This is a genomic window from Methylobacterium sp. Leaf118 (genome assembly GCF_920984675.1).
Taxonomy (GTDB): Bacteria; Pseudomonadota; Alphaproteobacteria; order Rhizobiales; family Beijerinckiaceae; genus Methylobacterium.
Window position 1 is genome coordinate 104,388 of sequence record NZ_CAKLBV010000006.1, and the last position, 26,761, is coordinate 131,148.

The following is a 26,761-nucleotide window of genomic DNA, read 5'->3' on the forward strand; positions in this document are numbered from 1 at the left end:
GCAGTCCGGCGCCCGACCCGTCGGCGGTCGTGGCGTCGGTGCGTTACGCCACGCCGTCCCAGGTCTCCGTCAGCACCCGGCCGGCATGGCTGAGGCGGGCCCGCAGCACCACGTCGCCTGTCGGTGGCGTCTCGGGTGGCGTCTCGGGCGGGCGGTACTCGGCGTAGAGGCGCCATCCCCCGGTCTGCGGCACCCGCTCTGCATACGGCTCGACGAAGGCGCCCGCACTGGCCGAGAGTGACACTTCGATCGCCGCGTTCGGGTCCTGCGGCAGGCCCGGCCCCTCGAAGTCAATGGCGTAGAGGCGCCGCTGCGGGCGAGGCGGCTGGGTCGGGCGCAGCCGCTCGGCGGAGCCGACCCGGGTCGAGACCACCCGGGCGAGGGGTGGCGCGAGGGAAGCGGCGGGCTCTGGGCCGACGGTGACGAGGGTATAGGCGAGATCGAGCCGCCGGCCCGCCACCACGGGCGCCTCCGGCACGAAGGCCGCCACGATGTTGTCGGTCGCTTCCTCGCGAGAGGGGATCTCGAACAGGCGCACCGCCCCCGCGCCGAATCCGGCCTCGGGGCGGACCCACAGGCCCGGCCGGTCCTCGTGCCGGGCCTGCACGTCGAGGAAGGCGGCGAAGCGCCGTTCCCGTTGCAGCAGGCCGAAGCCCTCCAGGGGCGCGGCCCGGAAGGCCGAGATCTGCGGCGCCGCCCGCCCGTTGACGAGGGGCCGCCACAGCCGGTCGCCGGGCGCCTGCACCAGCAGCCCGTCCGAGTCGTGCACCCGCGGGCGGAAATCGTCGAAGGGCTGGGCGTTGCGGGCGCCGGGTCCGTTCTCGCCGTAGAGGAACATGCTGGTGAGCGGGGCGAGGCCGAGTGCCGGGATGGCCCGGCGGGGAAACAGGGCCGCGGTCACCGCGAGCGCCGAGGGCTCGCCCGGCGTGACCACGAAGCGGTAGGCCCCGGCGAGGCTCGGCCCGTCGAGGAGGGCCAGGACCGTGACCGACCCGCCCCGCGGTTCGTCGATCCAGAAGCGCGTGAAATCGGGAAACTCCTCGCCCTCCGGCGCCCCGGTGCCGACGGCGATGCCCCGGGCCGAGAGCCCGTAGATCTGATCGCGTCCCCGGACCCGGAAATAGGAGGCCCCGAGGAAGACGAGGAATTCCTCGTGGTTGTCCGGCCGGCCGGCCTCGAAGGCGTGGGCGATGCGGAAGCCCGCAAAGCCGAGCGAGGCCGGATAGGTGCGGCCCTGGAGCGAGGGCCCGAGGTCGAACAGGGCCGGATCGTAGCCGAACGGCCGGGGCGCCCCCTGCGGCGACTGGAAGTCGATCGCGACGCGCCGGGTGTGCAGGCCGCCGCGGTGGAAGGGCTGCAGCGAGAAGCGCGGCCCGAGCGCCACCGTCGCCTCGGGGCGGAAGCGGATCGCCTGGAACTCATCGTAGGTCAGCGCCGCGAGATCCGGCGGAAGGTCCGCTTCCGGCGGACGATACGCCTGCGCGGCGAGCGCCTGCGCCTGTGCGACGACATCCTCGTAGGTCACGGGACGCTCCTGCGGGGCACCGAGGCGGGGTTGTGCGGGGTCAGCCGTCTGGGCCATCGTTCTGTCGGCATTCAGGTCGAGGAGGCTAGGCATCAGAATGCCGGCGGAACCGGCAAGAGCGCCCCGGACCATCTGCCGCCGCGAGACCTGTCCGTTCTCAGAGCCATCCTCGCCCCCGTCCGACGGCACGTTCATCCGCTGATCCCTCCCGCGAGTGTTGACGCCGACCATGTCCAGCCCAGACTTGCCGCAGGTGGGCGCGCCCGTCGAGAGAGAGGGTCTGCCGCTCCCGGTCCGGCCCCTCGGCGCCGGGCCCGCGCCGCGGCCGGCCTCGCTCCGCCTCCGGCGCCTCGCCCTGGTCGGACCGACGCTGGCGACCGCGGCCTCCATCGGCGCCCTGGCGCTCGCCGCCTACGGCGTCCCGGAGACGTGGCTCGGTCGTGCGGTGCTCGGGCTGTTCGTCGTGCTGATGGCGTGGCAGTCGTTCACGGCATGGCAGTACCTGTACGGGCTCATCGCCGTGGTGATGGGCGAGCGGGTGCTCTCGCCGCTGGAACGCCGGGCCGCCACGATCCCGGCCCGCGCCACCGGCCTGAGCCGCACCGCGGCGGTGGTGGCGATCCACGCGGAGGATCCGATCGCGGTGTTCTCCGCGATCCGCGTCATGGCCCGCTCGCTCCAGCGGGAGGGCGGCGACGGGGCCGATATCGACATCTTCGTCCTGTCCGACACCCGCGAGGGGGCGATCAGCGCCGTCGAGGAGCACGAATTCGCCCGCGCCGTCGCCTGGGCGGAGCGCGAGGGCCGCGGGATGCCGCGGATCCGCTACCGCCGCCGGGCGGAGAATACCGGGCGCAAGGCCGGCAACATCGCCGAGTTCTGCCGGACCTACGGATCCGCGTACGACTTCATGATCGTGCTCGATGCCGACAGCCTGATGACCGGCGCGAGCATGCGCAAGCTCGCCCGGCTGATGGAGGAGAACCCCCGGGTCGGACTGATCCAGACCGTCTCCTACGCGGCCGGCCGCGACACCCTGTTCGCCCGCATCCAGCAATTCGCGGTGCGGCTCTACGCGCCGCTCTCCTTGCGCTGCCTCGAGACCTGGCAGGGGCCGGACGGCTCCTACTGGGGCCACAACGCGATCCTGCGCGTCGCGGCCTTCGCCCAGAACGCCGAACTGCCGGTCCTGTCCGGCAAGCCCCCCCTCGGCGGCGAGATCCTGTGCCACGACATCGTCGAGGGCGCCCTGCTGCGCCGGGCCGGCTGGGAGGTGCGCCTCTTGCCGGAGATGGGTGGCACCTGGGAGGAGATGCCGACGAACCTCATCGACCTGCTCGGGCGCGAGCGGCGCTGGTGCCAGGGCAACCTCCAGCATCTCCGCGTGCTGCCGATGCCGGGTCTGCTGGCCGCGAGCCGCTGGCATCTCGGCGTGGGCATCCTCGGCTACTGCATCTACCCGCTCTGGATCGCCTTCCTGGCGCTCGGCACATGGCAGGCGGCACGCAGCGGGCACCTCGGCCTGCTCGGCTACGGCCTCGACGGCGGCGGCGCGGCCGCGGGGGCCCTCGCCGCCCTGGTCATCGCCGTGCTCGCCCTGCCGAAGCTCCTGAGCCTCGGCCACGTGCTCGTCTCGGCCGACCGCCGCGCGGCCTTCGGCGGCACCGGCCCGCTCCTCGCCAGCGCCGTCCTCGAGCAGGTGGTCTGGGTGGCGCTGTGGCCGGTGATGGCGCTGTTCAGCGCGGGCGCCGTGGTCTCGACCCTGTTCGGCCGGGTGGTGCGCTGGGACGCGCAGTCCCGCGACGACCGCAGCGTGCCGTGGCGCGAGGCCCTGCGCCTGCAGAGCGACGCGGTCGCGGCCGGGTTCGTCCTGGCGGTCTGGCTCGCCGTCGCGGGAGACCCCTGGCTGGCGCTCTGGATGGCGCCGGTCGCCCTCGCCTTGCTGACGAGCCCGCTCCAGAGCGTGTTCACGAGCAGCACCCGCCTCGGCCTCGGCTCGAAGGCCCGCGGTCTCTTCCTCACCGAGGACGACACGCGGCCGGCGCCGGAACTCGGGGAACTGCACCAGGGCCGTGGTGCCGGCCCCGCCTCGCTCCCGGCGCCGCAAGCCGAGTGGCTGGCCGGCACGATGGACGAGGCCAGGGCGCCGACCCTGCACTAACGAAGAATCCGGAATTTCGCACCAAGGACGATTCTGTCGGAGCCCGCGTCGCATCGGCCCGCGAGCCGGTGTCCGCCTCCGGCCGGTGGGATCACGCCGGCGCGTGGCGGCGCAGCCGCCTATTTGTCGTTCAGCACGTCGATCGGGTTGGTGCGCTGGGTCGGCGGCGGCTCGCGGGTGAGCCGGCTGCCGGCCTTCTTCTCGCCCGCGCCCGCGGCGCCGCCGACATCGCTGGTCCCCGGCTTCGCCGCGTCGGATCGGACGGCCTCGGACTGGGCCGGAACGGTGCCGCTCGCGAGCTCCAGGCAGGTCACCAGTTCGACATAGGAAGGCGCGCCGCCCGCTTTGAACTGCTGGGAGCACTGGGTCTTGGCGGAGGCCGGGAAGTCGCTCCAGCGCTTCTTCAACTCATCGTGAGCACTGCGCTCGGAGCGCAGGCAGCCCTCCAGGCTCGCCTTGTCGCTGATGCTGACCTGCGCCCGCTGGGCGGATTGGCAGGTCGCTTCGACGTCGAGCCGGGGCGGCCCGCCTTCTGCGAGGGCCTGTCCGGCGAGGAGGGAGAGGCCGAGGGCGGCGGAGAGGCGCAGGCGCGTCGTCATGGTGGCTCGGGGGCAGGCCTTCGGAAACGGGTCCGCCCCGACAACGCGCGGACCCGGGCGAACGGCCTCCGCTCCCGAAAAAATCCCGGGACACGCGGGTGAGACGATCAACCCGCCTGCGTGGCCCGCAGGGCGGCGTCGAGATCGCGCAGCAGGTCGTCGGGGTCCTCGATCCCGGTCGAAAGGCGCAGCAGGTCGGGCGGACAGGGCGTGCCCTCGCCCTCCACCGAGGCGCGGTGCTCGATCAGGCTCTCGACGCCGCCGAGCGAGGTCGCCCGCTTCCACAGCTGCACCCGTGCCGCCGCGGCCACGGCAGCGGCCTCGCCCCCCGCCACCCGGATCGAGAGCATGTAGCCGTAGCCGCCGGTCATCTGCCGGGCGGCCACCGCGTGGCCCCGATCGGTCGGCAGCCCCGGATAGAGCACCGCACTCACCTGCGGATGCGCCGACAGGCGCTCGGCGAGATGCAGCGCCCCCGCGCTCTGGGCGGCGGCCCGCAGGGGCAGGGTGCGCAGGCCCCGCATCAGGAGATACGCCTCGAACGGGCCGAGGATCGCCCCCCAGGTCGCCCGGATCGCCGCGATCCGTTCCGCGAACGGATCGGCCCCGGCGAAGGCGAGCACGCCCGCCACCACGTCGGAATGCCCGTTCAGGATCTTGGTGGCCGAATGCATCACGAGGTCGGCCCCGAATGCGAGCGGCCGGGTGTGGACCGGGCTCGCGGCGGTCGAGTCGACGGCGAGCCGGGCGCCCGCCGCCCGGGCGATCTCCGCCACCGCCGCGATGTCGGTGATCGTGCAGAGCGGATTCCCGGGCGTCTCGATCCAGACGAGCCGTGTCCGGCCCGGATGGACCGCCTCACGCACGGCGTCGAGGTCGTCCATCGCCACGAAATCGACCGTCAGGGCGAGCCGGCCCGCTTCCTGGCGGAGCCAGCGCTTCAGGCCCCAATACATCACCTGCGGTGCCACCACGTGATCCCCGGGCGAGAGGGCGCAGAACACGGCCGCCGCCGCCGCCATGCCGGAGCCGAACAGCAGCGCCCCGCCCTCCGCCTGCTCCAGCGCGGCGATCACGCCTTCGGCCTCGCGGGTCGTGGCGTTATCCGGCCGGGCATAGGAGAAGCCGGAGCGATAGGCGTTGTCGGGATCGCGCAGATAGGTGGTCGAGAGGTGCAGCGGCGGCACCACCGCCCGGGTCGCCGGATCGATATGGCCCATCGCCTGGGCGGCCAGGGTGCGCGGACGCCATTCCGCGGCGTCGAGGGGCGCGGGACCCGCATCCGGATCGGTCGCGGGCGCGTTGGTGCGGGGCATCGACGTCCTGTCCGGAATTTTTCACCTCGCGCTGGCTTGAGCGAAACCGCTCGCGCGGGCAAGGCGTGAGCCGACCGGGCGGGGCCTTCGCCCGGATCGGGTTCGGCCCGCGGCGGCTTCAGACACCCTCAGGACGAGGCGGATTTCGACGCATGACCAGTCTGAACATCCCCGAGCGGCCGGCTTTGCCGCCGCTCCCCCGGATCGCCGCCGCGATCCTGCCGGTCCTCGTCACCGCGGCCCTGGGCTCCCTCGCTACCGGCGCGAACATCGAGACGTGGTACGCGACGATTCGGAAGCCCGCCTTCAACCCGCCGAACTGGGTGTTTCCCGTCGCCTGGACGCTCCTCTACGCGATGATCGCGGTGTCGCTCTGGCGGCTCCTCGGCGCGCGTCCGGTGTCCGGCCCGGCCCGGCGGGCCTGGTGGCTGGCGCTCGCCGCCTTCGGGGCGCAGCTCGCGCTCAATGCCGCCTGGACGCCGGTCTTCTTCGCCGTCCACGAACTCGGCCTCGCCCTGATCGTCGCGCTCGCCATGCTGGCGATGATTCTGTGGAGCATCCGACTGTCCTGGCGCTTCGACCGGGCGGCGGCCTGGCTCCTGGTGCCCTATGCCGCCTGGGTGAGCTTCGCCTGCCTTCTCAACGGGGTGATCTGGCAGATGAATTGAAGACTTACGCCGCCAGCGCCCGGGTCACGGTCGAGCGCAGGTCGGCGAGGGAGAAGGGCTTGGTCAGCACGTCGGTGACGATCGCGTCGAGGCCGCGGGCGCGCTCGCGCTGGTCGGCGAAACCGGTCATCAGGAGGATCGTCAGGCCGGGATAGTCGCGCTTGGCCGCAAGCGAGAGCGCGATGCCATCCATCAGGGGCATGCGGATATCGGTCAGGAGCAGGTCGAAATCGCCGCCCGACTCGGACAGGCGGTCGAGCCCGTCGCTGCCGTCGATCGCCGTGACGACGGTGTGGCCGTCGAGTTCCAGCCCCCGCTTGAGAAAACCGCGCACGGTGTCCTCGTCATCCACCAGCAGGATGCGCGCCATGACCGGCTGCCCTTACCCGTTCCTCAAGACATTCGTGTGCTACGACTGATCAAGCGCAGCCGCGGCCTGTCAAGCCTTCACACGGCCGTGAGTTCCATTCGTTATCTTTTGCAGGGAAGTGTCGCAGAATTATCGGAGATTTGCCGTCCCCGATCTCCCGGTCACGCGCCTCCGAACAGGTCCGGGTCGGTGCTCTCGTAATCCACCAGGCCGACGAAGGGGAGCTGCCGGAAGGCGTGGGCCGCATCCATGCCGTAGCCCACCACGAACACATCCGGGCAGGGAAAGCCGACGAAGTCCGCGTCGATCGTCACGGCGCGCTTACCGGGCTTCTCCAACAGGACGGCGGTGAGCACCCGCCGGGCGCCGCGAGCCATGAGCAGGTCCTTGGCGAAGACGAGGGTGCGGCCCGATTCCAGGATGTCGTCGATCAGCAGCACGTCGCGTCCGCGCACCTCGCTCTGCACGTCGCGCAGGATCTCGACCTGTCCCGACGAGACCGTGGAGGTGCGGTAGCTCGACAGGTGCACGAACTCGACCTGGGGCGAGAGCCCGTTCCGGTGCAGCGCCCGCAGCAGGTCGGCCGCGAACATGAAGCTGCCCTTGAGCACCGCGACGACGAGGAGATTCTCGGGATTGGCGCCGACGATCTCGGCGGCGAGCTCGTCGTTGCGCCGGGCGATCGTCGATTCATCGAACAGGACGCGGACGCGTCGGGAGGCGGTGCTCATGCGTGTCGTGGGGCCCGGCAGTGCTTTCGCGAAGCAGCATATCACGCGGCGCCCTCTCCGCCAGGGTCAGGGCGTCTCATCCGGACGCGGCGCCGCCTCGGAAGCGGGGGCGGTCGCGAAGCGCACTTCGACGCTGCGGCCCTGGGCCGGCGGGGCCGACAGGCTCGCGGTGAAGCGGGCCCGCTCCCCGGGTTCCAGGGCGGCCCGGGGGCCGGGGACGCTCCAGCGATAAAGGGGTTGGCCGTGCTCGTCCCGCAGCTCGACCTCGACCGGCGGCACCGTGACGCGCTCGCGGGCGACGCCGACGAGGTCGCCTTCGACCACGAGGCGGGCCGGGTTGGCGCCCTCGGCCGGCACCTGGAAGGCGGCCACGTCGACGAGGTCGATGCCGCGCAGATTCACCCCGAGGCCGATCCCGGAGAAGATCCCCGCGGTCTGCGGCATGGCGCGGACCACGCTGGCGCGGCCGAGCAGCACCAGCGGGAGGAGCGCCGCGACGGCGAGGCCGGCGGCGAGGGCGGGCGGGAAGCGGCGCGCGGCCGGACGCCCGGTCTTGGTGGTGGTCTCGCTGGTGGTCTTGCGCTTGCCCGTCCCGGCCCGTGGCCGGGGGGGAGGGGACTCGGCCGGCGGCTCCTCGGGGATCGGCCCCTGGGGCGCCTCAGGCGCGGGCTCGGCGGCAGGGCCGGCGAAGGGGTCGGCCTCGGCCTCCGCCATCTCGTCGAAGCGGCCGGCGGCCACGTCGTTGGGCGAGATGAACCAGGTTTCGCGGCAGGCCGCGCAGCGCACGGAGCGGCCGGACGCGCCGACCCGCTCGGCATCGATGCGGTACTCGCTGGCGCAGGCCGGGCAGACGATCAGCATGGGGATACGGCGCCGAGTCCGGGGCGGCGGGTTGCCGCGCGCTCGAAAAGGACACAAACGTTCTCCCCCAGGAGGGTTAACCGGTCGTGAAGCCGGGACCCCGTGTCGTCGGCCCCCGGTGTCGGCCCTTTAGCCTTGGTGGAGCGAGCGAGCCTTGTCGGCCGGGAAGAACACGGGCAGCCTGCTGTCCGGCGCGGAGGAGCCTGTCGTCCGGTTCGAGAGTGTCGGCATGCGCTACGGGCTCGGCCCGGAGATCCTGTCCGATCTGAGCTTCGAGATCGCGCCTCACTCCTTCCAGTTCCTCACCGGCCCGTCGGGGGCGGGCAAGACCACCTTGCTGCGCCTGATCCTGCTCTCGGTGCGGCCGACGCGCGGCCTCGTCTCGGTGTTCGGCGAGGAGGTGAGCGACATCTCGAACAACGCGCTGACGGCCCTGCGCCGCCGCATGGGTGTCGTGTTCCAGGATTTCCGCCTGCTCGACCATCTCACCACCTACGAGAACGTGGCGCTGCCGCTGCGCGTGCAGGAGCGGGCCGAGACGAGCTACCGGGCGGAGGTCGTGGAATTGCTGCGCTGGGTCGGCCTCGGCGAGCGGATGCATGTCCTGCCGCCGCTCCTGTCGGGCGGCGAGAAGCAGCGGGCGGCCATCGCCCGCGCCCTGATCGCCCGGCCCGAGCTGCTGCTCGCCGACGAGCCCACCGGCAACGTCGATCCGAGCCTCGCCCGGCGCCTGCTGCGCCTGTTCATGGAGCTGAACCGGCTCGGAACCTCGGTGCTGATCGCCACGCACGATTACGGCCTGATGGACCTCGTCGATGCCCGCCGGATGGTGCTCGGCGAGGGCCGCCTGCGGATCGAGACCTGATGAACGAGGCCCGCCCCCCCGCGCCCGCCCGGCGGCCCCCGCAGGCGCAGGCCGAGCCCGCGCTGCCGGCCAACCTGCGGCGCAACGCCCCCCTGGTGCCGACGGATTCGGCGGCGAGCCGGGCGCTCGCTGCCGTCATCGCCATCCTCACCTTCCTGGCCGCTCTCTGCGCCGGGGCGGCGGAGATCGCCGTCTCCAGCGCCGGACAGTGGCAGGGCAGCGTCTCCCGCGAGGTGACGGTGCAGGTCCGCCCCGGCGCCGGCCGCGACATCGAGGCCGACGTGCGGCGGGCGGAGGATCTGGCCCGTGCCGCGCCGGGCATCGTCGGCGCCCGCATCTTCAGCAAGGGCGAATCGGAGCAGCTTCTGGAGCCCTGGCTCGGTACGGGCCTCGACCTGTCGGACCTGCCCGTGCCGCGGCTGATCGCCCTGACCCTCTCGCCCGATGCCCGTCCGGACCTCTCCGCCTTGCGGGCCAAGCTGTCCGAGGCGCTGCCGGGCATCGCGAGCCTCGACGACCATGCCCTGTGGCTCCAACGCCTGTCCGTGATGGCCAACACGCTGGCCGGCATCGGCATCGGCGTCGTGCTCTTGGTGCTGTTCGCCGCGGGGCTCGCCGTGGTCTTCGCCACCCGCGGCGCCATGGCGGGCAACCGCGAGGTCGTCGAGGTGCTCCACTTCGTCGGCGCCGACGACGACTACATCGCCAAGGCGTTCCAGAGCCGCTTCTTCCGGCTGGGCTTGCGCGGGGGCGCGCTCGGTTCGGGGGCGGCGCTCCTCGTCTGCGCCGTCGCCGGCCTGCTGGCCCGGGCCTGGCGCACCGGCCCCGCCGGCGAGGAGATCGCGGCCTTGTTCGGCACGTTCCAGATCGGCTGGCAGGGCTACGCCGTCATCCTGTTCATCGGCGTCATCGCCTCGCTCGTCACCGGGCTGGTCTCGCGCGTGACCGTGCGCCGCTATCTGCGCTGAGGCCGCCATCCCCGCTGTTCACGGCGCGGCGGCGCGACGTTAACCTTTCGTCAAGCATTGCGGACGGAGATTCCGCCTCCATGATACCGCAATGAGCCGTTGTCCTGTCTGCCATGTCCGCGCGCACGCCTCGCCCGATTCCGGCCGGCGGCACCACCCTGATCCCGGTGGACGCGTTCGGCTGGTCCTGGACGGGCTTCTCGGCGGCCGCCGCGCGGATGGGTGAGGCGCGCCCGGGCCGGAGTTGGGGGCGTCTGGCGCTGCGGCTCGCGGTCGCCCTCGGCCTCGTCGCGGCCCTGGCGCTGGCCGTTGGATTTTTCGCCTTCATCACGGTGATCGAGCGGGCGGAGCGCAGCGCGGTCGGGCGGGCCGACGGGATCGTCGCCCTGACCGGCGGGGCGCAGCGCGTCGGCGACGCGATCGACCTCCTGGCGAGCGGCCACGGCCGGCGGCTCCTGATCTCCGGCGTCAACGAGCGCACGAGCCGCGACGAGATCGTGCGCCTGAACCCGAACCAGCAGCACTGGATCGATTGCTGCGTCGATCTCGATTACCGGGCGCGCAACACCATCGGCAACGCCATCGAGACCCGGCGATGGATGCAGCGCCACCGCTTCGGCAGCATCGCCGTCGTGACCTCGAACTACCACATGCCGCGCACGCTGGTGGAGCTGCGCCATGCCCTCGGCGACGACAAGACCGTCATCCCCTATCCGGTCGTGGCCGACGGGTCCGACCTCTCCCGCTGGTGGGCCGACCCGTCCGCGGCGCGGCTGCTCGGGGCCGAGTATCTCAAGTTCCTCGTGGCCTGGCTGCGCACCCGGATCGAGTCCGATCCGGAGCAGTCGCATTTCGCCGTGCTGATCGGCCGCCGCAAGCCCGTGAAGGTCGTGGCCGAGCACCTGATGCGCGAGATGAACTGAGCCCGGCTCAGCCCGCGGCCCGCACGATCGCCTCGATGTTGCGCTCGGCCAGCGCCGAGATCGTCAGCGAGGGATTCACGGCCCCGGTCGAGCCCGGCACGAGCGCGCCGTCCATCACGTAGAGCCCCGAATAGCCCTTCACCCGGCCGTAGGCGTCGGTCGCCTTGCCGATCACCGCGCCGCCGAGCGGGTGAGCGGTGAAGTTCAGGCCCGCGACGCTGTCGAAGAACGGTCCGGCGCCGGGCAGCGTGCGGGAGGCGTCGGCGATCTTCGCGTTCATCCGCCGGCAGACCTCGAGGGCGTCGGCATTGCCGTTGGCCGCCCAGTCGAGGGTGACGGATTTCGACTCGGGCTGGTAGACGAACCGGCCGCGATGGGTCTGGTCGAAGACCATGCCCAGGGACGGGATCAGGCTGATGTTCAGCGGGATGCCCGGGACGTACCAGTTCTCCAGGGTGGTCGGCAGGCCGAGGCTGGCATCGTGGATGCGCGACGCGCTCGGCGTGCCGTTGGTGATGCCGGTGACCCGGCTGAGGCTGCGCAGGACCAGCACGTCGCCGTTGGTGCCCCAGCCCGCGCCGACATGCTCGTTCAGGTTCGGCAGCGTCTTCTCGGCCTGCGCCTTCACCAGCAGGCTCGCGGTGCCGATGGAGCCGGCGGCCAGGAACAGGCGGTCGCAGGCGATGGTCGTGACCCCGAGTGAGCGGCCGGTGGGATCGCGCAGCTGGCCCTCGACGACGTAGCGCCCGCCTTCGCGGCCGATGCTCAGGACCTCGAACCCGGCATGGATCCGGGCCGAGCCCGTGGCTTCGGCCTGTTTGAGGTAGTTCTGGTTGAGGTCGAACTTGGCGCCGTTGGCGTTGCCGTGGTTGGAGCGTCCCGCCGTGGCCGAGGCGCGCGAGCGCAGCCCGATCTCGGAGCGCACCACGTTCCAGTCGAAGATCGAGTCCGACGCCTGCGGCCGGTAGCCGGCCGCCGCCACCTGCCGGTCCCATTCGCGCGAATGTCCGAAGGCCTGCGATCCGTAGACGTCGGCGGGCATCGGGGTGAGGTTCAGCATCCGCCGCACCCGTGGATAGTAGATCCGGTCCAGTTCGTCGTAGGCGACGAGGCCGCCGAACAGGGCGTCGAAATAGGCCCGCTCGGGCTGGATCATGCAGCCGGTGAACACCACCGAGCCGCCGCCGACGCAGGCGGCGCGCCACGCCGTCATGGTGTCGTAGACCGTGGCATCGACCACGCCGCCGAAGGCGTCGAAGACGGCCGTGTTGCCGGCCAGCATGCGCGCGCTCTTCCGGAACCAGAAGGCGCGCCCGTCCGGGAGGGTGTCGCTGGCGAAGATGTCCCGCCACGGGTCGCGCGGCCAGCGGAAGCCGCGCTCGACGATCGTCACGCGCTGTCCGGCCTCGGCGAGCCGCAGGGCCGTGATCGCGCCGCCGAAGCCGGAGCCGATCACGAGGTTCGGGGTGTAGCTCGGCGGTTTGACGAGATCGCGGAAGAGTTCGGGCACGAGGAGGCGGGCGAGGCCGGGCAGGAAGGCCTGCGCCTCCTCGGCCCCGAGCATGCCGCCCGCGGCCGCGCCGCCCAGTGCCAGCAATGCCTGCCTGCGTGTCGGTCTCGTCATCTGCGGCCGCCCCGATTATCAGTCCAAGGCACCCTAACTTTTGTTAGGATCGGCGACAATGGGTAGACAACCGTAGAGGGAAAAACAGAAGATCCTTAACGGGATCGGGGGGCCTTGCCGACTCCGCCCGCATCCGGGCTCGGCCCGCGCCGGGTCACGTCAGGAGCCACAACGAGTCCAGGGCCGCGAGGACCGCGCCGAAGGCCACCGGCTTCTCCAGCCGCTTCAGGTCCCCGTAGGCGCGCGGCAGGGCGTTCCAGTCGTACCCCGTGACGAGGAGCACCGGCACGCCGCGTTCGATCAGGAAATCCGCGAGGGCGTCGGCGCGCTCGCCCTTCAGGTTCATGTCGATGATCGCCGCGTCGAGGTTCGCTTCCGTCCGGACAAGGTCTAGGGCGGCCTGGACATTGCCGACGGGACCGATCACGGCCGCACCGGCCTGCCGTAAGCCGCGGCTCAACTCGTCGGCCCAGAAGTAATCATCCTCGACCACCATCACGCGACGGTCGCATACGACGCTCTCGGGCACCGCCACTTCTCCGGAAACGTTGAAGCTGAAGCCTGGGACGATGTCCCGCCCGGGAAACCTCTACTTGGTCCGGCGCTCCGAGAGAACAGCGGCGCTTCGTCCACGGGGGACGGGCCCCCCATGTGCGGGGGGATCTGGCCAAGGCCGCCCACATCGGGCACAGGATCCGCACCTGATCCCCTGTGCCAGCATGTCCGTGCCCGCCCCTCCTGCGCTCGAAGAGTTCCGCCGCGTCGTCGTCAAGGTCGGGTCGGCGCTGCTGGTCGATCGGGCCCGGGGGCGGCTGCGCCACGCCTGGCTCGCCGCGCTCGCCGAGGACATCGCCGATCTCCACGCCCGCGGCGTTGACGTGCTCGTGGTGTCCTCCGGCGCCGTGGCGCTCGGGCGCACGGTGCTCGGCCTGCCGCCGGGGGCGCTGCGGCTGGAGGAGAGCCAGGCCGCCGCGGCCGTCGGGCAGATCGCTCTGGCTCGCCATTGGACCGAGGTGCTCGGCCATCACGGCATCGTCGCCGGGCAGGTGCTCGTCACCCCGAAGGACACCGAGGAGCGCCGCCGCTACCTCAACGCCCGGGCGACGGTGCAGAAGCTGCTCGAGGTGCGCGCCGTGCCCGTCGTCAACGAGAACGACACGGTCGCGACCGTCGAGATCCGCTACGGCGACAATGACCGGCTCGCCGCCCGGGTCGCCACCATGATCGGCGCCGACGTGCTGGTGCTGTTCTCCGACATCGACGGGCTCTACACCGCCCCGCCCCATTCCGATCCGACCGCCCGGCACTTGGCCGTGATCGAGCGGGTCACGCCCGAGATCGAGGCGATGGCGGGCGGCCCGGCCTCCGAATTGTCCCGGGGCGGCATGCGCACCAAGGTCGAGGCCGCCAAGATCGCGGCCGGTGGCGGCACCCACATGATCATCGCCGACGGGCGCGGCAAGAATCCCCTGCGCGCCATCCGCGAGGGCGGGCGGTGCACGTGGTTCCTGTCGGGCTCGACCCCGACCGCTGCCCGGAAGACTTGGATCGCCGGCTCGCTGGAACCCTGCGGCACCCTCGTGGTCGATGCCGGCGCGGCCCGTGCCCTGCAGGGCGGGGCCAGCCTGCTTCCGGTGGGCGTCACCGCCGTCGAGGGGCAGTTCTCCAAGGGCGACGCGGTGCTGATCCGGGACCCCGACGGGCGCGTCCTCGGCCGCGGGCTCGTGGCCTATGACAGCGGCGAGGCCGCCGGGGTGATCGGGCGCTCCAGCCGCGAGATCGCTGCCGGCGGCACGCCGCCGAGCCGCACGGAGATGATTCATCGCGACGACCTCGCCATGGTCGGCGCCTGGCAAAATAATGCCGCAATTCAGACCTGAGACCTGTTCAACCCGGGATCTCACGTGCGAGAGGGCGGGGCGAGCCCCATATGACACCGAACGAACACCCATTAGAGGAAGCGGGAAAGTGCCTGTCCTGAACCTCAAGTCCGATTTCGCGGATGCCGACGACCTCGCTGACCAGATGGCCGAGATCGGCCGTCGGGCCCGCGCCGCCAGCCGCGGCATCGCCCTCGCCTCCGCCCAGGCGAAGGACATCGCGCTGCGCGCCGTGGCCGAGAGCATCCGCGCCGCCGCGCCGACGATCCTGCGCGAGAATGCCCGTGACGTCGCCGCGGCGACGGCCGCCGGGCAGAGCACGGCGATCATCGACCGCCTGACCCTCGACGAGGGCCGCGTCGCCGCCATCGCCGAGGCCGTCGAGAAGGTCGCCGCGCTCCCCGATCCGGTCGGACGCCAGCTCGCCGCCTTCGAGCGGCCGAACGGATTGCTGATCGAGCGCATTTCGGTGCCCCTCGGCGTCGTCGGCGTGATCTTCGAGAGCCGCCCGAACGTGACCGCCGATGCCGGCGCGCTCTGCCTCAAGGCCGGCAATGCCGCGATCCTGCGGGCGGGCTCGGATTCGCACCGCACCGCCACCGCCATCGCCGCGGCGATGAGCGAGGGGCTCGCCCGCACCGGCCTGCCCGCGGACGCGATCCAGCTCGTGCCGACGCGCGACCGCGCGGCGGTGGGCCTGATGCTGACGGGGCTGAACGGCTGCGTCGACGTGATCGTACCCCGCGGCGGGCGCAGCTTGGTCGAGCGGGTCCAGTCGGAGGCCAAGGTGCCGGTCTTCGCCCATCTCGACGGCATCTGCCACGTCTACGTCGCGGCGGGTGCCGATCTCGGCATGGCCCGCACCGTGCTCCTCAACAGCAAGATGCGGCGCACCGGCATCTGCGGTGCCGCCGAGACCCTGCTGGTCGACCGGGCGGTCGCCGAGACCCACCTCAAGCCCCTGGTCGCGGCGCTGCTCGAATCCGGCTGCGCCGTGCGCGGCGACGAGGCGGTCCAGGCCGCCGATCCGCGGGTGACCTCCGCCACGGAGGCCGACTGGCGCACCGAGTATCTCGACGCGATCATCTCGGCCCGCCTCGTGGATGGGCTGGACGCGGCCATCGCCCATATCGAGGCCAACGGCTCCCACCATACGGACGCGATCATCACCGACGACACCGAGGCCGCGACCCGGTTCCTCAACGAGGTCGATTCGGCCATCGTCGTCCACAACGCCTCGACCCAGTTCGCCGATGGCGGCGAGTTCGGCTTCGGCGCCGAAATCGGCATCGCCACGGGGCGGATGCATGCCCGCGGCCCGGTCGGCATTGAGCAGCTCACGACCTTCAAGTACCGCGTCCACGGCAGCGGCCAGACCCGGCCGTGACCCGTCCGGCGTGAATCACGGTCTGCCGCCGGCCGCGCCGGGCCTGCGGATCGGCCTCTACGGCGGCTCGTTCAACCCGGCCCATGCCGGCCATCTCCATGTCAGCCGCACCGCCCTGCGGCGGTTGCGGCTCGACCGGATCTGGTGGCTCGTGACGCCGGGCAACCCGCTCAAGGACCCGGGCCAGCTGGCGCCGCTGGCGGAAAGGATGGCGCAGGCGCGCCGCGTGGCGCGGGATCCGCGCATCGCCGTGACCGGATTCGAGGCGACGACCGGCCGGCACTTCACCGTCGAGACGCTGACTTGGCTCTCCCTGCGGCGCCCGGCCTGCCACTTCGTCTGGATCATGGGCGCCGATTCGCTCGGCAACTTTCATCGCTGGCGGCGCTTCGCGGCGATCGCGGCCCTGATGCCGGTGGCGGTGATCGACCGGCCGGGCTATACGCTGACGGCCCCGAACGCCCGCGCCGCCCGGCGTTTCGCGGGCACCCGCCTGCCGGAACACGCGGCGTCGGCCCTCGCCATGCGTGCCCCGCCGGCTTGGGTCTATCTGCACGGGCCCCGGTCGGAACTGTCCTCCACTGCGATCCGTGCAGGGGGCTAGGGCGTTCGGCCGACTTGAAAAGCGGTCAGAAAGCCGCCAATTTCGGCACATGGCGGAATTGCCATGGGCCGACGACGCAGGAACCGGGACACTGACCGAGACCGTTACCCAGGGAGCCGCCGGCTCCGAAGCCCCGGACGCCGTTTCCGGCGCCCTCAAGGCCCTCGCCCTCGGCTGCCTCGACGAGATGAAGGCCGAGGAGACCGTCGAGATCGATCTCGTGGGCAAGACCTCGCTCGCCGACACGATGATCATCGCCTCCGGCCGCTCGCAGCGTCACGTCGGCTCGATCGCCGACCGCATCATCCAAGAAATGAAGAATCGGGGCTTCGGCACCGCCCGTGTCGAGGGCCTTCCGGCCTGCGACTGGGTGCTGATCGATGCGGGCGACGTGCTCGTCCACATCTTTCGGCCGGAAGTGCGCGGCTTCTACAATCTCGAAAAGATCTGGGGCGCCGACCGTCCGAGCGACGCGCGCCTCGCCGGCTGACCCGTCACGCCGCCGCCCGCATCGTCGCCTGATCCGAGAACTCCGCCTCCTGGCTGAGCAGCAGCCCGATCCAGGAGTGGCGGATCTCGAACGAGAAGCGGAAGGCGTGCGGCCCGGTCGCCGCGTGGCGAACCGTGAGCCGCCCCGGCGTCAGCCAGCCCGGCAGGGTGATCCGCAGGCCGAACCGCTCGACGAAATAGCGCTCGCTGCGGAAGACCAGGGCCTCCCCCTCCACCGTGACGCGCAGGCTCATGCCGAGCCCGGCGCCGACATGCTCTTCGAGCCCGGTCGGCCCGCGGAAGCGCTTGGCCGAGTGGATCGCCTGGGGAAAGCCGGTGCCGCGGGCGTAGAGCCGCGTCCAGACCTGTCCGCCGCCGGGATCCGGCATCACCGCCACCACACTCGGGACGCCCGCGATCGCCGTCGTCGGCAGGGGGGCGCCGACAAGGCGCAGCGCCTGCGCCAGGAGCCAGCCCAGCCGCGACAGGCGCGTCTCGATCACCTGTCCGGCATAGACCGCGCTCTGTCCGTCCCCGAGACGCTTGGTGAAGCGATGGCGCACGGCGGGCGGCAGCCGCGCCCAGTCGGTCTCCGGGACCAGGGCGCGGAAGCGCAGGTCGAGCCGCTCGGCCGGCCGGGCCTCGTTCGATACGGGGAGGGGCGGGGCGGCCGGCATCGCATCCTCCGTCAGGGTTTCGGTGGCCTGACCGGCAGGTAGCGGACGATGCCCGCCCCGAGCCGGATCAGCTTGGCCAGCGTGTTGTGCGGCACCCGCAGCATCTGCGCGTACCAACCGTCTAGCGTCTCGGTGAATTCGAGCATCGCCTTCAGGCGCCGCGCCGGCACCGCCCCGAGACTCGGGTCGCTCCCGGCTTCCGCCACGCAGGCGCGGAGCGCCGCGATGGCCGGATCGATCTCCCGCTCCTTGCGGCCGGCGGCGATGCGGGTGACCATCTCCCAGAGGTCGGTCTCGGCGACGTAGAAGTCGCGCCGCTCTCCCAGCACCGGCACCCTGCGGATCAGGTTCCAGCCGGCCAGTTCCCGCAGCGAGGTGGAGACGTTGGAGCGCGCGATGCCGAGCGTGCCGGCGATGTCCTCGGCGGCGAGGGGACGCTCCGACAGGTAGAGCAGGGCATGGATCTGCGCGACGGAGCGGTTCACACCCCATTGCCCACCGAGATCGCCCCAATGGAGGATGAACCGCTCGACGGCGGGGGGAAGCCTCATCCGCTCGCATTCAAGAATTTCTGTCATGACAGAAATTTCAGATCAAATCGGCTCGATGTCAAGCGGCGTCGTGGCCCCCGTTGCCGCAGCCCGTCGATCGCCAGAGTCGTCGGCAGGAGCGAACGACAGGAGCGATCGGACGCCTCAGCGTCGGCGGAGGGGCCACGGCCCCGGGGATCGTCACGGGAGCGCGGGACCCGGCGGCGCCCGGACCCCCAGGATCACACGGGCGGGGCACCCGCCCCTGGGCCGGCATCGGGCCGCGCTGGCTCGTCCGACAATTGGAGCCGATGCAGGCGGGCATAGGTCCCGGCGCGGGCCGCCAGCTCGTCGTGACGGCCGATCTCGATCACCCTTCCGGCTTCGAGCACCGCGATCCGGGCCGCCTCGCGCACCGTCGAGAGGCGGTGGGCGATGACGAGCGTCGTGCGCCCGCGCATCAGCCGCTCCAGGGCCTCCTGCACGAGATGTTCGGATTCCGAGTCGAGGGCGGAGGTCGCCTCGTCGAGGAGCAGGATCGGCGCGTCCTTGAGGAAGGCCCGAGCGAGGGAGATGCGCTGGCGCTCGCCTCCCGAGAGACGGCCCCCGCTCGGGCCGACCCGGAATTCGTAGCCCTCGGCGAGCCGCTCGATGAAGCCGTGGGCCGCCGCCGCCCGGGCCGCCGCCTCGATCTCGGCCCGTGTGGCGCCCGGGCGGCCGAAGCCGATATTGGCCGCCACCGTGTCGTCGAACAGCACCACTTCCTGCGACACCACCGCGACCGCGGCCCGCAGCGAGGCGAGGGTCACGTCGCGCACGTCGATGCCGTCGATGAGCACGCGCCCCGCGGTCACGTCGTGCAGCCGCGGCACGAGGTTGAGGAGCGAGGATTTGCCGGAGCCGGAGCGCCCGACCAGGGCGGTCGTCGCGCCGGCCGGTACGACGAGGTCGATCCCCTCCAGCGCCGGGGCGTCCGGCCGATAGCGGAACTGCACGCCCTCGAAGCGGATCTCGCCCGCCGTGATGGTCAGGGGGCGCGCGCCGGGCTTGTCGCCGATCGTCGGCGCCTCGTCCATCAGCGCGAAGTAGCGGGTGAGCGCGGCCGACGCCTCCTGAAGGATGGCGTTGAGGGTGCCGAGCGCCCGGGCGGGCTGGGCGGCGAGGAGGAGGGCGGCCACGAAGCCGGTGAAATCGCCGACCGTGCGGTCGCCCGTCATCACCCGCTGGCCCACCAGCATCAGCACGCCGGCCACCGCGACGCCGCCGCCGATCTCGAGGAGCGGGTCGAGGCGTCCGCGGGCGTTGGCGGCCTTCATCTTGAGGCGGCGCACCTGGTCGAGGGCCTCGGTGGCGCGGTCCTTCAGGTAGCCTTCCAGCGCGTAGGTCTTGGCCACGCGCGCGCCCTGCAGGCTCTCGGTGATCAGGCTCGCGGTGAGGCCCATCTGCTCCTGGGTCGTCGTGGAGACCTGGCGCAGCTTCTTGCCGATCCGGGCGATCGGACCGGCCACGAAGGGGACCGTGACGGCGGCGGCGAGCGTCAGCAGCGGGTCCATCCAGAGAAGGGCCGCCACCAGCGCGATCAGCATGGCGAGGTCGCGCAGGAGCACGGTCGAGATGCGGGTCAGCGCCTCCTTGATGAAGGCGAAGTCGGTGGTGAAGCGCTGGGTGAAGGCGGCGGGGCTCTCGCGCCCGAGCTGGGTCAGGTCCGCCTCGATGAGGTGGGCATACAGGGCGGCCTGCATGTCCGCCTCGACCCGGGTCACGACCCGGTTCGTCAGCACCGTCTGGCCGAACAGCGCGAAGCCCCGCGCCGAGGTGACCACCACGACGATGAGCGGCCCATAGGCCAGGGCCGAGAGGTCCTTGCGGTCGAAGGCGTCGAAGGCCGACTTGATCAGAACCGGATAGAGGCCTGTGGCCGCCCCGACGATGGCGATCAGCAGCAGGACGACGACGAGCGTGCCGCGGTGGGGCAGGAGCCATTCGCCCCAGAGCCGGCCGAGCAGGGGGAGGGTGTCGCCCCTCAGGAGCGGCCGGCGCGCCATGTCGATCCGTGTCTTGCTTTGCGATGAGCCCGGCGAAAGCCTCCGCCGGGACCCCGCGGTGTTTGCAGCCCCCGCGCGCGCGGATCAAGCGCGGGGGGGCCTTCTCGGGGCGAGCGCGCTGGGACTACTCGTCGCCCGGGCCGTGATGCCGAGGCCCGTGCCGGTGCGGTCCGCCATGAGGGCGCAGGGGCAGGGCCAGGACCATGGCGCGGCGCTTCTGTCCCCTATCCAGGCTCGCGAAGAGCGGTGTCGCTGCGTCGGCGAGCTTGCGAAGGGCCTCCCCGCGCGCCGTGGCCGCGTCGGCCATGCCCCGCAGGGCACCGGGCGCGTCGTCGACCATGCGGCCGCGTTCGCGCCGGGCCTCCCGCTGCGCAGCCCGCTGTTTGGACAGGTCGCGGATCGCGGCCTCGACCGGCGGCCAGAGCGTCTCCTGCTCGGGGGTGAGCTTCAGCCCCGCCCGAAGCGCGGCGATGCGCGCATCCGCGAAGGCGTCCCGGTCCTCCGGGGAGAGCGCGTTCCAGCGCCCGTGCCCATCGCCATGTTCGCGCCCCTTCCCGAACGGATCGCCCCGCTCCCCCGCCCAGGACGAGGCGACGCCGAGCCCGGCCGCGCCGAGCCCGAGGAGTCCCAGCATCGCCAACCCTGCCATCCGTCGATTCGGCATCGCCATCTCCCTTCGAACGAAGTCTTCCCCCCCGAGGTTCGAGAATGGACAAGCTCGCCTCTCCGCAGCGTGTCCGGCACATGACAGCTCGTCCATGTTCGCCGAAGGCCGGGGCGGGCGAAGAACCGGCCTTGGCGATGTGATAATGTTACATTATGTCGTCCGCTCTGATGCGGGAGCGGTTGGGATGCGGCGCGGGTTGCTCAAGGTTCTTCTGATGCTGGCGGTTCTGGCGCCCGGCACGGCGGCGGCGGAGACCAAGATCAAGGCGGTCGCCACCTTCTCGATCCTGGCCGACCTCGTCGCCCAGGTGGGCGGCGAACGGGTGGCGGTGACCAGCCTCGTGGGCCCGGATGCCGACGCGCACGGCTACAGCCCGACCCCGGGCGATGCCCGGCGGGTGGCCGAGGCCGATCTCGTGGTCGTCAACGGCCTCGGCTTCGAGGGCTGGATCGAGCGCCTGATCCGGGCCTCGGGCACCAAGGCCCCGGTCGTGACGGCGTCCCGCGGCGTGGCCACGATCCCCGGCAGCGAGGACCACGATCACGGTCACGACCATTCTCACGGCCCTGACTCGGCCGACGGGGCGCATCCCGACCCGCATGCCTGGCAGAGCGTCGCGAATGCGAAGGTCTATGTGGCCAATATCCGTGACGCCCTGGCCAAGGCCGATCCCGCCCACGCTGCGGACTATGCCGCCAACGCCGCGGCCTATACGGGTCAGCTGGATGTGCTGGAGGCCGAGATCCGCACCGGGCTCGCGGCCATTCCCGAGGCGCAGCGGCGCATCATCACCACCCACGATTCGTTCGGCTATTACGCGGCGACCTACGGCCTGCGCTTCCTGGCGCCGCAAGGCATCTCCACCAACAGCGAGGCCGGCCCGAAGGACGTGGCGCGCATCATCCGCCAGATCCGCCGGGACAAGGTGCCGGCCGTGTTCGTGGAAAGCATCGCCGATCCTCGCCTGATGCAGCAGATCGCCCGCGAGAGCGGGGCCCGCGTCGGGGCACGCATCTTCTCCGACGCGCTCAGCCGCCCGGACGGGCCGGCCCCGACCTATCTCGAGATGATGCGCGCGAACCTGAAGGCGTTCCGGGACGCGCTGATCTGACGGCGGGTCAATCCTCCACGCTGACAGCGATACGCGTTCTGGCCGCCCGAGGGGCGATCGTTGCATTGCCATGAACGACGATGTTCGCGCCCGCGAGGGCGGGGCGACGGTCGCACGCCGGAGGATGGGAGTGGACCAGCGTTCCTGTTCCATGCCGCGCGGTCGAGGTCGGGAGTAGGACCTGCGGGGCGTTCACCCCGCAGGTCCTCGTCCGGACGCGCGAAACGCCCGCCCGGCCGCCGCCGCCCGGCCCCCCGGTCATGCCGCGGGCGACAAGGCCTTCCTTCGTCAAACGATGTCGAAGTTGCCCGCGCCGAGCGCGGCCTTGTTGTCGAGCACGGCGAACTTCACCATCGCGCCGCTGCCGAGGGCGTCCGCATCGTAGAACAGCTCGCCGGTCGACTGCTTGTAGAGGATGCGGTCATCCGCATCCGCCGTTCCGGTGGTGATGTTCTTGAACGCGGCTGCGGAAAGATCTCCGGGCGCGAGCGCCGTGAAGATGCTCTTCGACAACTGGATCGTGTCCGCGCTGGCGAAGTCGGTGATGCGGTCGAGGTTGCCGGTCCCGAGCCCATTGGCGAAGACGAACGCGTCGGCACCGCCTCCGCCGGTCAGGATGTCGTTGCCCCAGCCCCCGTTGAGGACGTTGGCGCCGCCGTTGCCGATGAGCGTCTGGTTGAGCGCGTTGCCGGTCAGGTTGATCGCGGCGTCGCCGGCCGACACCAGAATACGGAGTTCCTCGATCTCCTGGCCGGAGGCGAGGGTATAGTTCACGGACGTGGCGACCACGTCCCGGCCGCCGCCCGTCGCCTCGGTCACCGTGTCGCCGGTGTTATCGACGCGGTAGCTGTCGTTGCCGGCTCCGCCGATCATCGTGTCGGCGCCGGCCCCTCCGTCGAGCGTGTTGGCTGCGCCATTGCCTTTCAGGGTCTGAGCGAACGCGTTGCCGGTCAGGTTGATGGGCTGATCGTCGGCAGCCAGGGCGATCCGCAACTCCTCGATCTCCTGGCCGGCCGCGAGGGTGTAGCTCACGGTCGTCGCGACGATGTCGGTGCCTCCGCCCACCGCCTCGGTCACCTTGTCACCCGCGTTGTCGACGAGGAAGGTGTCGTTGCCGGCCCCGCCGATCAGGGTGTCGGCGCCTGCGCCGCCGTCGAGACGGTTGGCGCCGCCGTTGCCGACGAGCGTCTGAGCGAGCGCGTTGCCGGTCAGGTTGATGGCGCGGTCGCCGGCTGCCAGGAGAATGCGCAGTTCCTCGATTTCCTGGCCGGCGGTCAGGGTGAAGTTGACCGAGGTGGCGACCACGTCCTTGCCGCCACCGACCGCCTCGAAGACCTCGTCGCCCCCGTTGTCGACGACGTAGGTGTCGTTGCCGGCATCGCCGTAGAGCGCATCGATGCCACCGCCGCCGTCGAGGCGGTTGTTGCCGGCATCGCCGACGATCTTGTTGGCGAACTCGTTGCCGGTCAGGCTGATCGTCGTCTTGGCGGCTTTATCGACCACCCGCAGCTCCTCGATCTCCTCCCCCGCGGCCAGGGTGTAGGAGACGTAGGTGTTGACGACGTCTCGGCCCTTGCCAGCACCCTCGAAGACCTGATCGCGGGAATGATCGACGAAATAGCTGTCGTTGCCGGCCTCGCCGTAGAGGGTGTCAATGCCTTTGGAGCCGTTGATCACGTTGGCGCCGGCATTGCCCACGATCTTGTTGTCGAGCCCGTTGCCAGTGAGGGCGAGCGGTGTCACGTCGGTCTTGGAGAGGGCCCGCAGTTCCTCGATCTCCTGGTCCGTCCCGAGTTTGTAGGAGCTGCGCGTCACGACGATATCGTAACCCTCGCCGACGGCCTCGATCACCTGATCCTCGGCAGCATCGACGAAGTAGGTGTCGTTGCCAGCCTTGCCGATCAGCGTGTCGATGCCTGCGCCGCCGTCGATCTGGTTGGCGGCGGTATTTCCCGTCAGCCTGTTGGCCAGGCCGTTGCCGGTGGCGTTGATGCTGGCGTTGCCGGTCAAGGTCAGGTTCTCGACGAACTGGCCGGCCAAGCTGAACGTCACCGAAGACTCGATGAGGTCGGTCCCGATCGCCGATTCCGCTTCGAAGACCCTGTCGCCGACGTTGTCGACGACGTAGGTGTCCGATCCCGCGCCGCCCGTCATGCTGTCGGCGCCCTTGCCGCCGTCGATCCGGTTAGCGAGCGCATTGCCGGTGATGGTGTCGGCGAAGTCCGTGCCGAGGGCGTTCTCGATGTCGGTCGTCGTGACCGAGGTCAGTCCTTCGCTGATCGCCTCGATGATGTCGGAACTGTCGCTGCTGAGCGTCACGACCGTGCCGAAACCAAGCTCCGCCACCAGAGCCTCATAGGTCGCCACCATGTCTGCAGTCACGGCAAAGATCGGCACGATTCCACCGTCGAGGAGCGCCGCGCGGACCTGATCGACGGACGGGTAGTCCTCACCGAGCCCACCGCCGTCGAGGACGTCGTCGCCGTTGTTGGGGCCAGCCGAGGCGAAGTCGCCGGCCACATGCGGAGGCGCGTCCGTGGTGAGGACGACGGCCCGCAGGGCGCCGGCACGGAAGCCGAGCTCGGACGGGCGCAGGGCGAGCTGCATCAGCGCCTCGATCTGCGATTCCGGCCCGTCGCCGCCGTTGCGCACGACGAGGCCGTCGACCGCGGCCTGGAAGGCGCTGGCGTCCGCGGTGAGGGCGAGATCGGTCTGGTAGACGTAGTCGCCGGAGGCGCCGAACGGATCGGTCGGCTTATCGACGAAGCTGGCCACGCCGAAGCGGACATCCGGCTGAAGGCTCTCCAGCTCGGCGACGAGATCGGGAACCAGCTCCTGCAGGGTCGCGACGTCCTCGCTGAACGAGCCGGAAAGGTCCTGCAGCAGGACGAAGTCGAGGGGCAGGGTGACCGAGCCGCCGTTGATGATGATTTCGCGCCCGTCGACGAAGGAGGAAGCGCCGGAGCGCAGGTCGATCGTGGCCGCGGTCGTGCCGAGGGAGAAGTCGAGCAGGTCGATGCCGACGCTGTCGTTGATGGTGACGATGTCGCCCGCGCTGCCGTGGACCACGAAGGTGTCGTTGCCGGCGCCGCCGGAGACGATATCGCTGCCCTCGCTGGCGATCAGGGTGTCGTTGCCGAGACCGCCATCGACGAGGTCGGCGCCTTTGCCGCCGTCGATCGCGTTGTTGAGGTCGTTGCCGGTGATGATGTCATCGTAATCGGTGCCGAGGGCGTTTTCGATATCGGTCGTCGTGACCGAGGTCAGACCTTCGCCGATCGCCTCGATGATGTCGGAACTGTCGCTGCTGAGCGTCACGACCGTGCCGAAACCGAGTTCGGTCACCAGGGCCTCGTAGGTCGCCACCATGTCTGCAGTCACGGCAAAGATCGGCACGATTCCACCGTCGAGGAGCGCCGCGCGGACCTGATCGACGGACGGGTAGTCCTCGCCGAGCCCACCGCCGTCGAGGACGGCGTCGCCGTTGTTGGGGCCGGCCGAGGCGAAGTCGCCCGCCACATGCGGAGGCGCGTCCGTGGTGAGGACGACGGCCCGCAGGGCGCCGGCGCGGAAGCCGAGTTCGGACGGGCGCAGGGCGAGCTGCATCAGCGCCTCGATCTGCGATTCCGGTATGTCGCCGCCGTTGCGCACGACGAGGCCGTCGACCGCGGCCTGGAAGGCGCTGGCGTCCGCGGTGAGGGCGAGATCGGTCTGGTAGACGTAGTCGCCGGAGGCGCCGAACGGATCGGTTGGCTTATCGACGAAGCTGGCCACGCCGAAGCGGACATCCGGCTGAAGGCTCTCCAGCTTGGAGACGAGATCGGGAACCAGCTCCTGCAGAGTCGCGACGTCGTCGCTGAACGAGCCGGAGAGGTCCTGCAGCAGGACGAAGTCGAGGGGCAGGGTGACCGAGCCGCCGTTGATGATGATCTCGCGCCCGTCGACGAAGGAGGAAGCGCCGGAGCGCAGGTCGATCGTGGCCGCGGTCGTGCCGAGGGAGAAGTCGAGCAGGTCGATGCCGGCGCTGTCGTTGATGGTGACGATGTCGTCCGCGCTGCCATGGACGACGAAGGTGTCGTTGCCGGCGCCGCCAGAGACGACATCGCTGCCCTCGCTGGCGATCAGGGTGTCGTTGCCGAGACCGCCGTCGATCAGGTCGTTGCCGGTACCGCCATCGATGAAGTCGTCGTCGTCTTCACCATTCAACACATCGGCGCCACTGCCGCCGTATATGAAGTCATTGCCTTTTCCGCCAGAGACGATGTCATCTCCGCTTAAAGCATTGATGTTATCGCTACCTTCGAGTCCACTAATAGTATCGTTGTAAGTCGTTCCGATCAGCACATCAGGGCGATTGGTGCCCGTTTTCGTTGCCATTTTTGAGTCCCCCCTCAATTCTGATTGATGGGATCGCATGGCAGTTTTTTGCTGTCAATTGATTCGCAGGCAGGGCGATTACGTACTTCTACGCATGAAGTTAGGCTGGCATTCATTATTTATGGATTTTGGAGTAATGAGTTGCATTTCTGCTAATTACTCTAAATTATAAAAACATCATAGACGTGTCTTCTTCATGGACCGAGAAGGAAAACGAGGATACAAAAATTGCCGGCGTGCCGATGTCGCAAGGTCATGCGGAATCATCATCAACATATCGATGTCTATTGACTTCGACAGCTGCGGATCTGAAAATCCGGCCGCCATTATTGTCTAAAAGCCATTTTATGAAAAATGAAAAGGTTTATTTGACACGATTTGTT

Annotated in this window: 23 protein-coding genes; 10 read left to right on the forward strand and 13 right to left on the reverse strand. The window is 70.5% G+C overall.

Going from position 1 to position 26,761, the window contains the following annotated elements; genetic code table 11:
* Window positions 1-43: 43 nt before the first annotated feature.
* Window positions 44-1,720 carry a glucan biosynthesis protein G gene (locus tag LW587_RS04600; protein WP_442919091.1) on the reverse strand — a complete coding sequence of 559 codons (1,677 nt, stop codon included), beginning with the start codon at window positions 1,718-1,720 and terminating at the stop codon, window positions 44-46.
* 34 nt (window positions 1,721-1,754) lie between these two features.
* Between LW587_RS04600 and mdoH the strand changes: the two genes are divergently transcribed.
* Entirely contained in the window at window positions 1,755-3,686 is a 1,932-nt protein-coding gene (gene mdoH / locus LW587_RS04605) for a glucans biosynthesis glucosyltransferase MdoH (protein ID WP_232628417.1), read from the forward strand.
* 119 nt (window positions 3,687-3,805) lie between these two features.
* On the opposite strand, the gene LW587_RS04610 is transcribed toward mdoH, so the two are convergent.
* Window positions 3,806-4,285 carry a hypothetical protein gene (locus tag LW587_RS04610; protein WP_232628418.1) on the reverse strand — a complete coding sequence of 160 codons (480 nt, stop codon included), beginning with the start codon at window positions 4,283-4,285 and terminating at the stop codon, window positions 3,806-3,808.
* Window positions 4,286-4,392: 107 nt separating this feature from the next.
* Window positions 4,393-5,601: a trans-sulfuration enzyme family protein gene (locus LW587_RS04615; protein WP_232628419.1), complete on the reverse strand. Its 1,209-nt coding sequence runs from the start codon at window positions 5,599-5,601 to the stop codon at window positions 4,393-4,395.
* A 152-nt stretch (window positions 5,602-5,753) separates the two neighbouring features.
* Here LW587_RS04615 and LW587_RS04620 point away from each other — a divergent pair, with 152 nt between their 5' ends.
* Entirely contained in the window at window positions 5,754-6,269 is a 516-nt protein-coding gene (locus LW587_RS04620; RefSeq protein ID WP_232628420.1) for a TspO/MBR family protein, read from the forward strand.
* Window positions 6,270-6,273: 4 nt separating this feature from the next.
* On the opposite strand, the gene LW587_RS04625 is transcribed toward LW587_RS04620, so the two are convergent.
* From LW587_RS04625 to LW587_RS04635, 3 genes are all read right to left on the reverse strand, one after another.
* Window positions 6,274-6,639 carry a response regulator gene (locus LW587_RS04625; protein WP_232628421.1) on the reverse strand — a complete coding sequence of 122 codons (366 nt, stop codon included), beginning with the start codon at window positions 6,637-6,639 and terminating at the stop codon, window positions 6,274-6,276.
* A 161-nt stretch (window positions 6,640-6,800) separates the two neighbouring features.
* Window positions 6,801-7,370, reverse strand: coding sequence for a hypoxanthine phosphoribosyltransferase (hpt, locus tag LW587_RS04630; protein WP_232628422.1), 570 nt, complete (start codon window positions 7,368-7,370; stop codon window positions 6,801-6,803).
* Window positions 7,371-7,436: 66 nt separating this feature from the next.
* Window positions 7,437-8,231: a zinc-ribbon domain-containing protein gene (locus LW587_RS04635; RefSeq protein WP_232628423.1), complete on the reverse strand. Its 795-nt coding sequence runs from the start codon at window positions 8,229-8,231 to the stop codon at window positions 7,437-7,439.
* Between the two features lie 229 nt (window positions 8,232-8,460).
* Here LW587_RS04635 and LW587_RS04640 point away from each other — a divergent pair, with 229 nt between their 5' ends.
* The 3 genes from LW587_RS04640 to LW587_RS04650 all read left to right on the forward strand — a co-directional run bounded on the left by LW587_RS04640 (window position 8,461) and on the right by LW587_RS04650 (window position 10,987).
* Window positions 8,461-9,096 carry an ATP-binding cassette domain-containing protein gene (locus tag LW587_RS04640; protein ID WP_232628443.1) on the forward strand — a complete coding sequence of 212 codons (636 nt, stop codon included), beginning with the start codon at window positions 8,461-8,463 and terminating at the stop codon, window positions 9,094-9,096.
* Window positions 9,096-10,064, forward strand: a complete 969-nt coding sequence (locus LW587_RS04645) for a cell division protein FtsX (RefSeq protein ID WP_232628424.1) — start codon at window positions 9,096-9,098, stop codon at window positions 10,062-10,064. Before LW587_RS04640 ends, LW587_RS04645 begins: the two co-directional genes overlap by 1 nt.
* A gap of 218 nt (window positions 10,065-10,282) precedes the next feature.
* The gene (locus LW587_RS04650) at window positions 10,283-10,987 is read left to right on the forward strand and encodes a YdcF family protein (protein ID WP_232628444.1); all 705 of its coding nucleotides are present in this window, start codon (window positions 10,283-10,285) and stop codon (window positions 10,985-10,987) included.
* A 7-nt stretch (window positions 10,988-10,994) separates the two neighbouring features.
* Here LW587_RS04650 and LW587_RS04655 read toward each other — a convergent pair whose 3' ends face one another.
* On the reverse strand, window positions 10,995-12,611 hold the full coding sequence (locus LW587_RS04655; RefSeq protein WP_269780291.1) for a GMC oxidoreductase: 1,617 nt from the start codon (window positions 12,609-12,611) through the stop codon (window positions 10,995-10,997).
* A 154-nt stretch (window positions 12,612-12,765) separates the two neighbouring features.
* Window positions 12,766-13,140: a response regulator gene (locus LW587_RS04660; protein ID WP_232628425.1), complete on the reverse strand. Its 375-nt coding sequence runs from the start codon at window positions 13,138-13,140 to the stop codon at window positions 12,766-12,768.
* A 190-nt stretch (window positions 13,141-13,330) separates the two neighbouring features.
* Between LW587_RS04660 and proB the strand changes: the two genes are divergently transcribed.
* The 4 genes from proB (at window position 13,331) to rsfS (ending at window position 16,972) form a co-directional block, all read left to right on the forward strand.
* Window positions 13,331-14,491, forward strand: a complete 1,161-nt coding sequence (gene proB / locus LW587_RS04665) for a glutamate 5-kinase (RefSeq protein ID WP_232628426.1) — start codon at window positions 13,331-13,333, stop codon at window positions 14,489-14,491.
* A gap of 88 nt (window positions 14,492-14,579) precedes the next feature.
* Window positions 14,580-15,878, forward strand: a complete 1,299-nt coding sequence (locus LW587_RS04670; protein WP_232628427.1) for a glutamate-5-semialdehyde dehydrogenase — start codon at window positions 14,580-14,582, stop codon at window positions 15,876-15,878.
* A gap of 10 nt (window positions 15,879-15,888) precedes the next feature.
* Window positions 15,889-16,482, forward strand: coding sequence for a nicotinate-nucleotide adenylyltransferase (locus LW587_RS04675; protein WP_269780292.1), 594 nt, complete (start codon window positions 15,889-15,891; stop codon window positions 16,480-16,482).
* 49 nt (window positions 16,483-16,531) lie between these two features.
* On the forward strand, window positions 16,532-16,972 hold the full coding sequence (rsfS, locus tag LW587_RS04680) for a ribosome silencing factor (protein WP_442919092.1): 441 nt from the start codon (window positions 16,532-16,534) through the stop codon (window positions 16,970-16,972).
* A gap of 4 nt (window positions 16,973-16,976) precedes the next feature.
* On the opposite strand, the gene LW587_RS04685 is transcribed toward rsfS, so the two are convergent.
* From LW587_RS04685 to LW587_RS04700, 4 genes are all read right to left on the reverse strand, one after another.
* A complete protein-coding gene (locus tag LW587_RS04685) occupies window positions 16,977-17,648 on the reverse strand; it encodes a DUF4166 domain-containing protein (protein WP_232628428.1) in 672 nt (223 codons plus the stop codon).
* Window positions 17,649-17,659: 11 nt separating this feature from the next.
* Window positions 17,660-18,226: a GbsR/MarR family transcriptional regulator gene (locus LW587_RS04690; RefSeq protein WP_232628429.1), complete on the reverse strand. Its 567-nt coding sequence runs from the start codon at window positions 18,224-18,226 to the stop codon at window positions 17,660-17,662.
* Window positions 18,227-18,420: 194 nt separating this feature from the next.
* Entirely contained in the window at window positions 18,421-20,223 is a 1,803-nt protein-coding gene (locus LW587_RS04695) for an ABC transporter ATP-binding protein (protein WP_232628430.1), read from the reverse strand.
* A 124-nt stretch (window positions 20,224-20,347) separates the two neighbouring features.
* The gene (locus tag LW587_RS04700; protein ID WP_332839818.1) at window positions 20,348-20,887 is read right to left on the reverse strand and encodes a Spy/CpxP family protein refolding chaperone; all 540 of its coding nucleotides are present in this window, start codon (window positions 20,885-20,887) and stop codon (window positions 20,348-20,350) included.
* Between the two features lie 187 nt (window positions 20,888-21,074).
* On the opposite strand from LW587_RS04700, the gene LW587_RS04705 reads away from it, so the two are divergent.
* Window positions 21,075-22,001 carry a metal ABC transporter substrate-binding protein gene (locus tag LW587_RS04705; RefSeq protein ID WP_232628432.1) on the forward strand — a complete coding sequence of 309 codons (927 nt, stop codon included), beginning with the start codon at window positions 21,075-21,077 and terminating at the stop codon, window positions 21,999-22,001.
* A 288-nt stretch (window positions 22,002-22,289) separates the two neighbouring features.
* Here LW587_RS04705 and LW587_RS04710 read toward each other — a convergent pair whose 3' ends face one another.
* Window positions 22,290-26,417, reverse strand: a complete 4,128-nt coding sequence (locus LW587_RS04710; protein WP_332839819.1) for a hypothetical protein — start codon at window positions 26,415-26,417, stop codon at window positions 22,290-22,292.
* Between the last annotated feature and the right edge of the window lie 344 nt (window positions 26,418-26,761).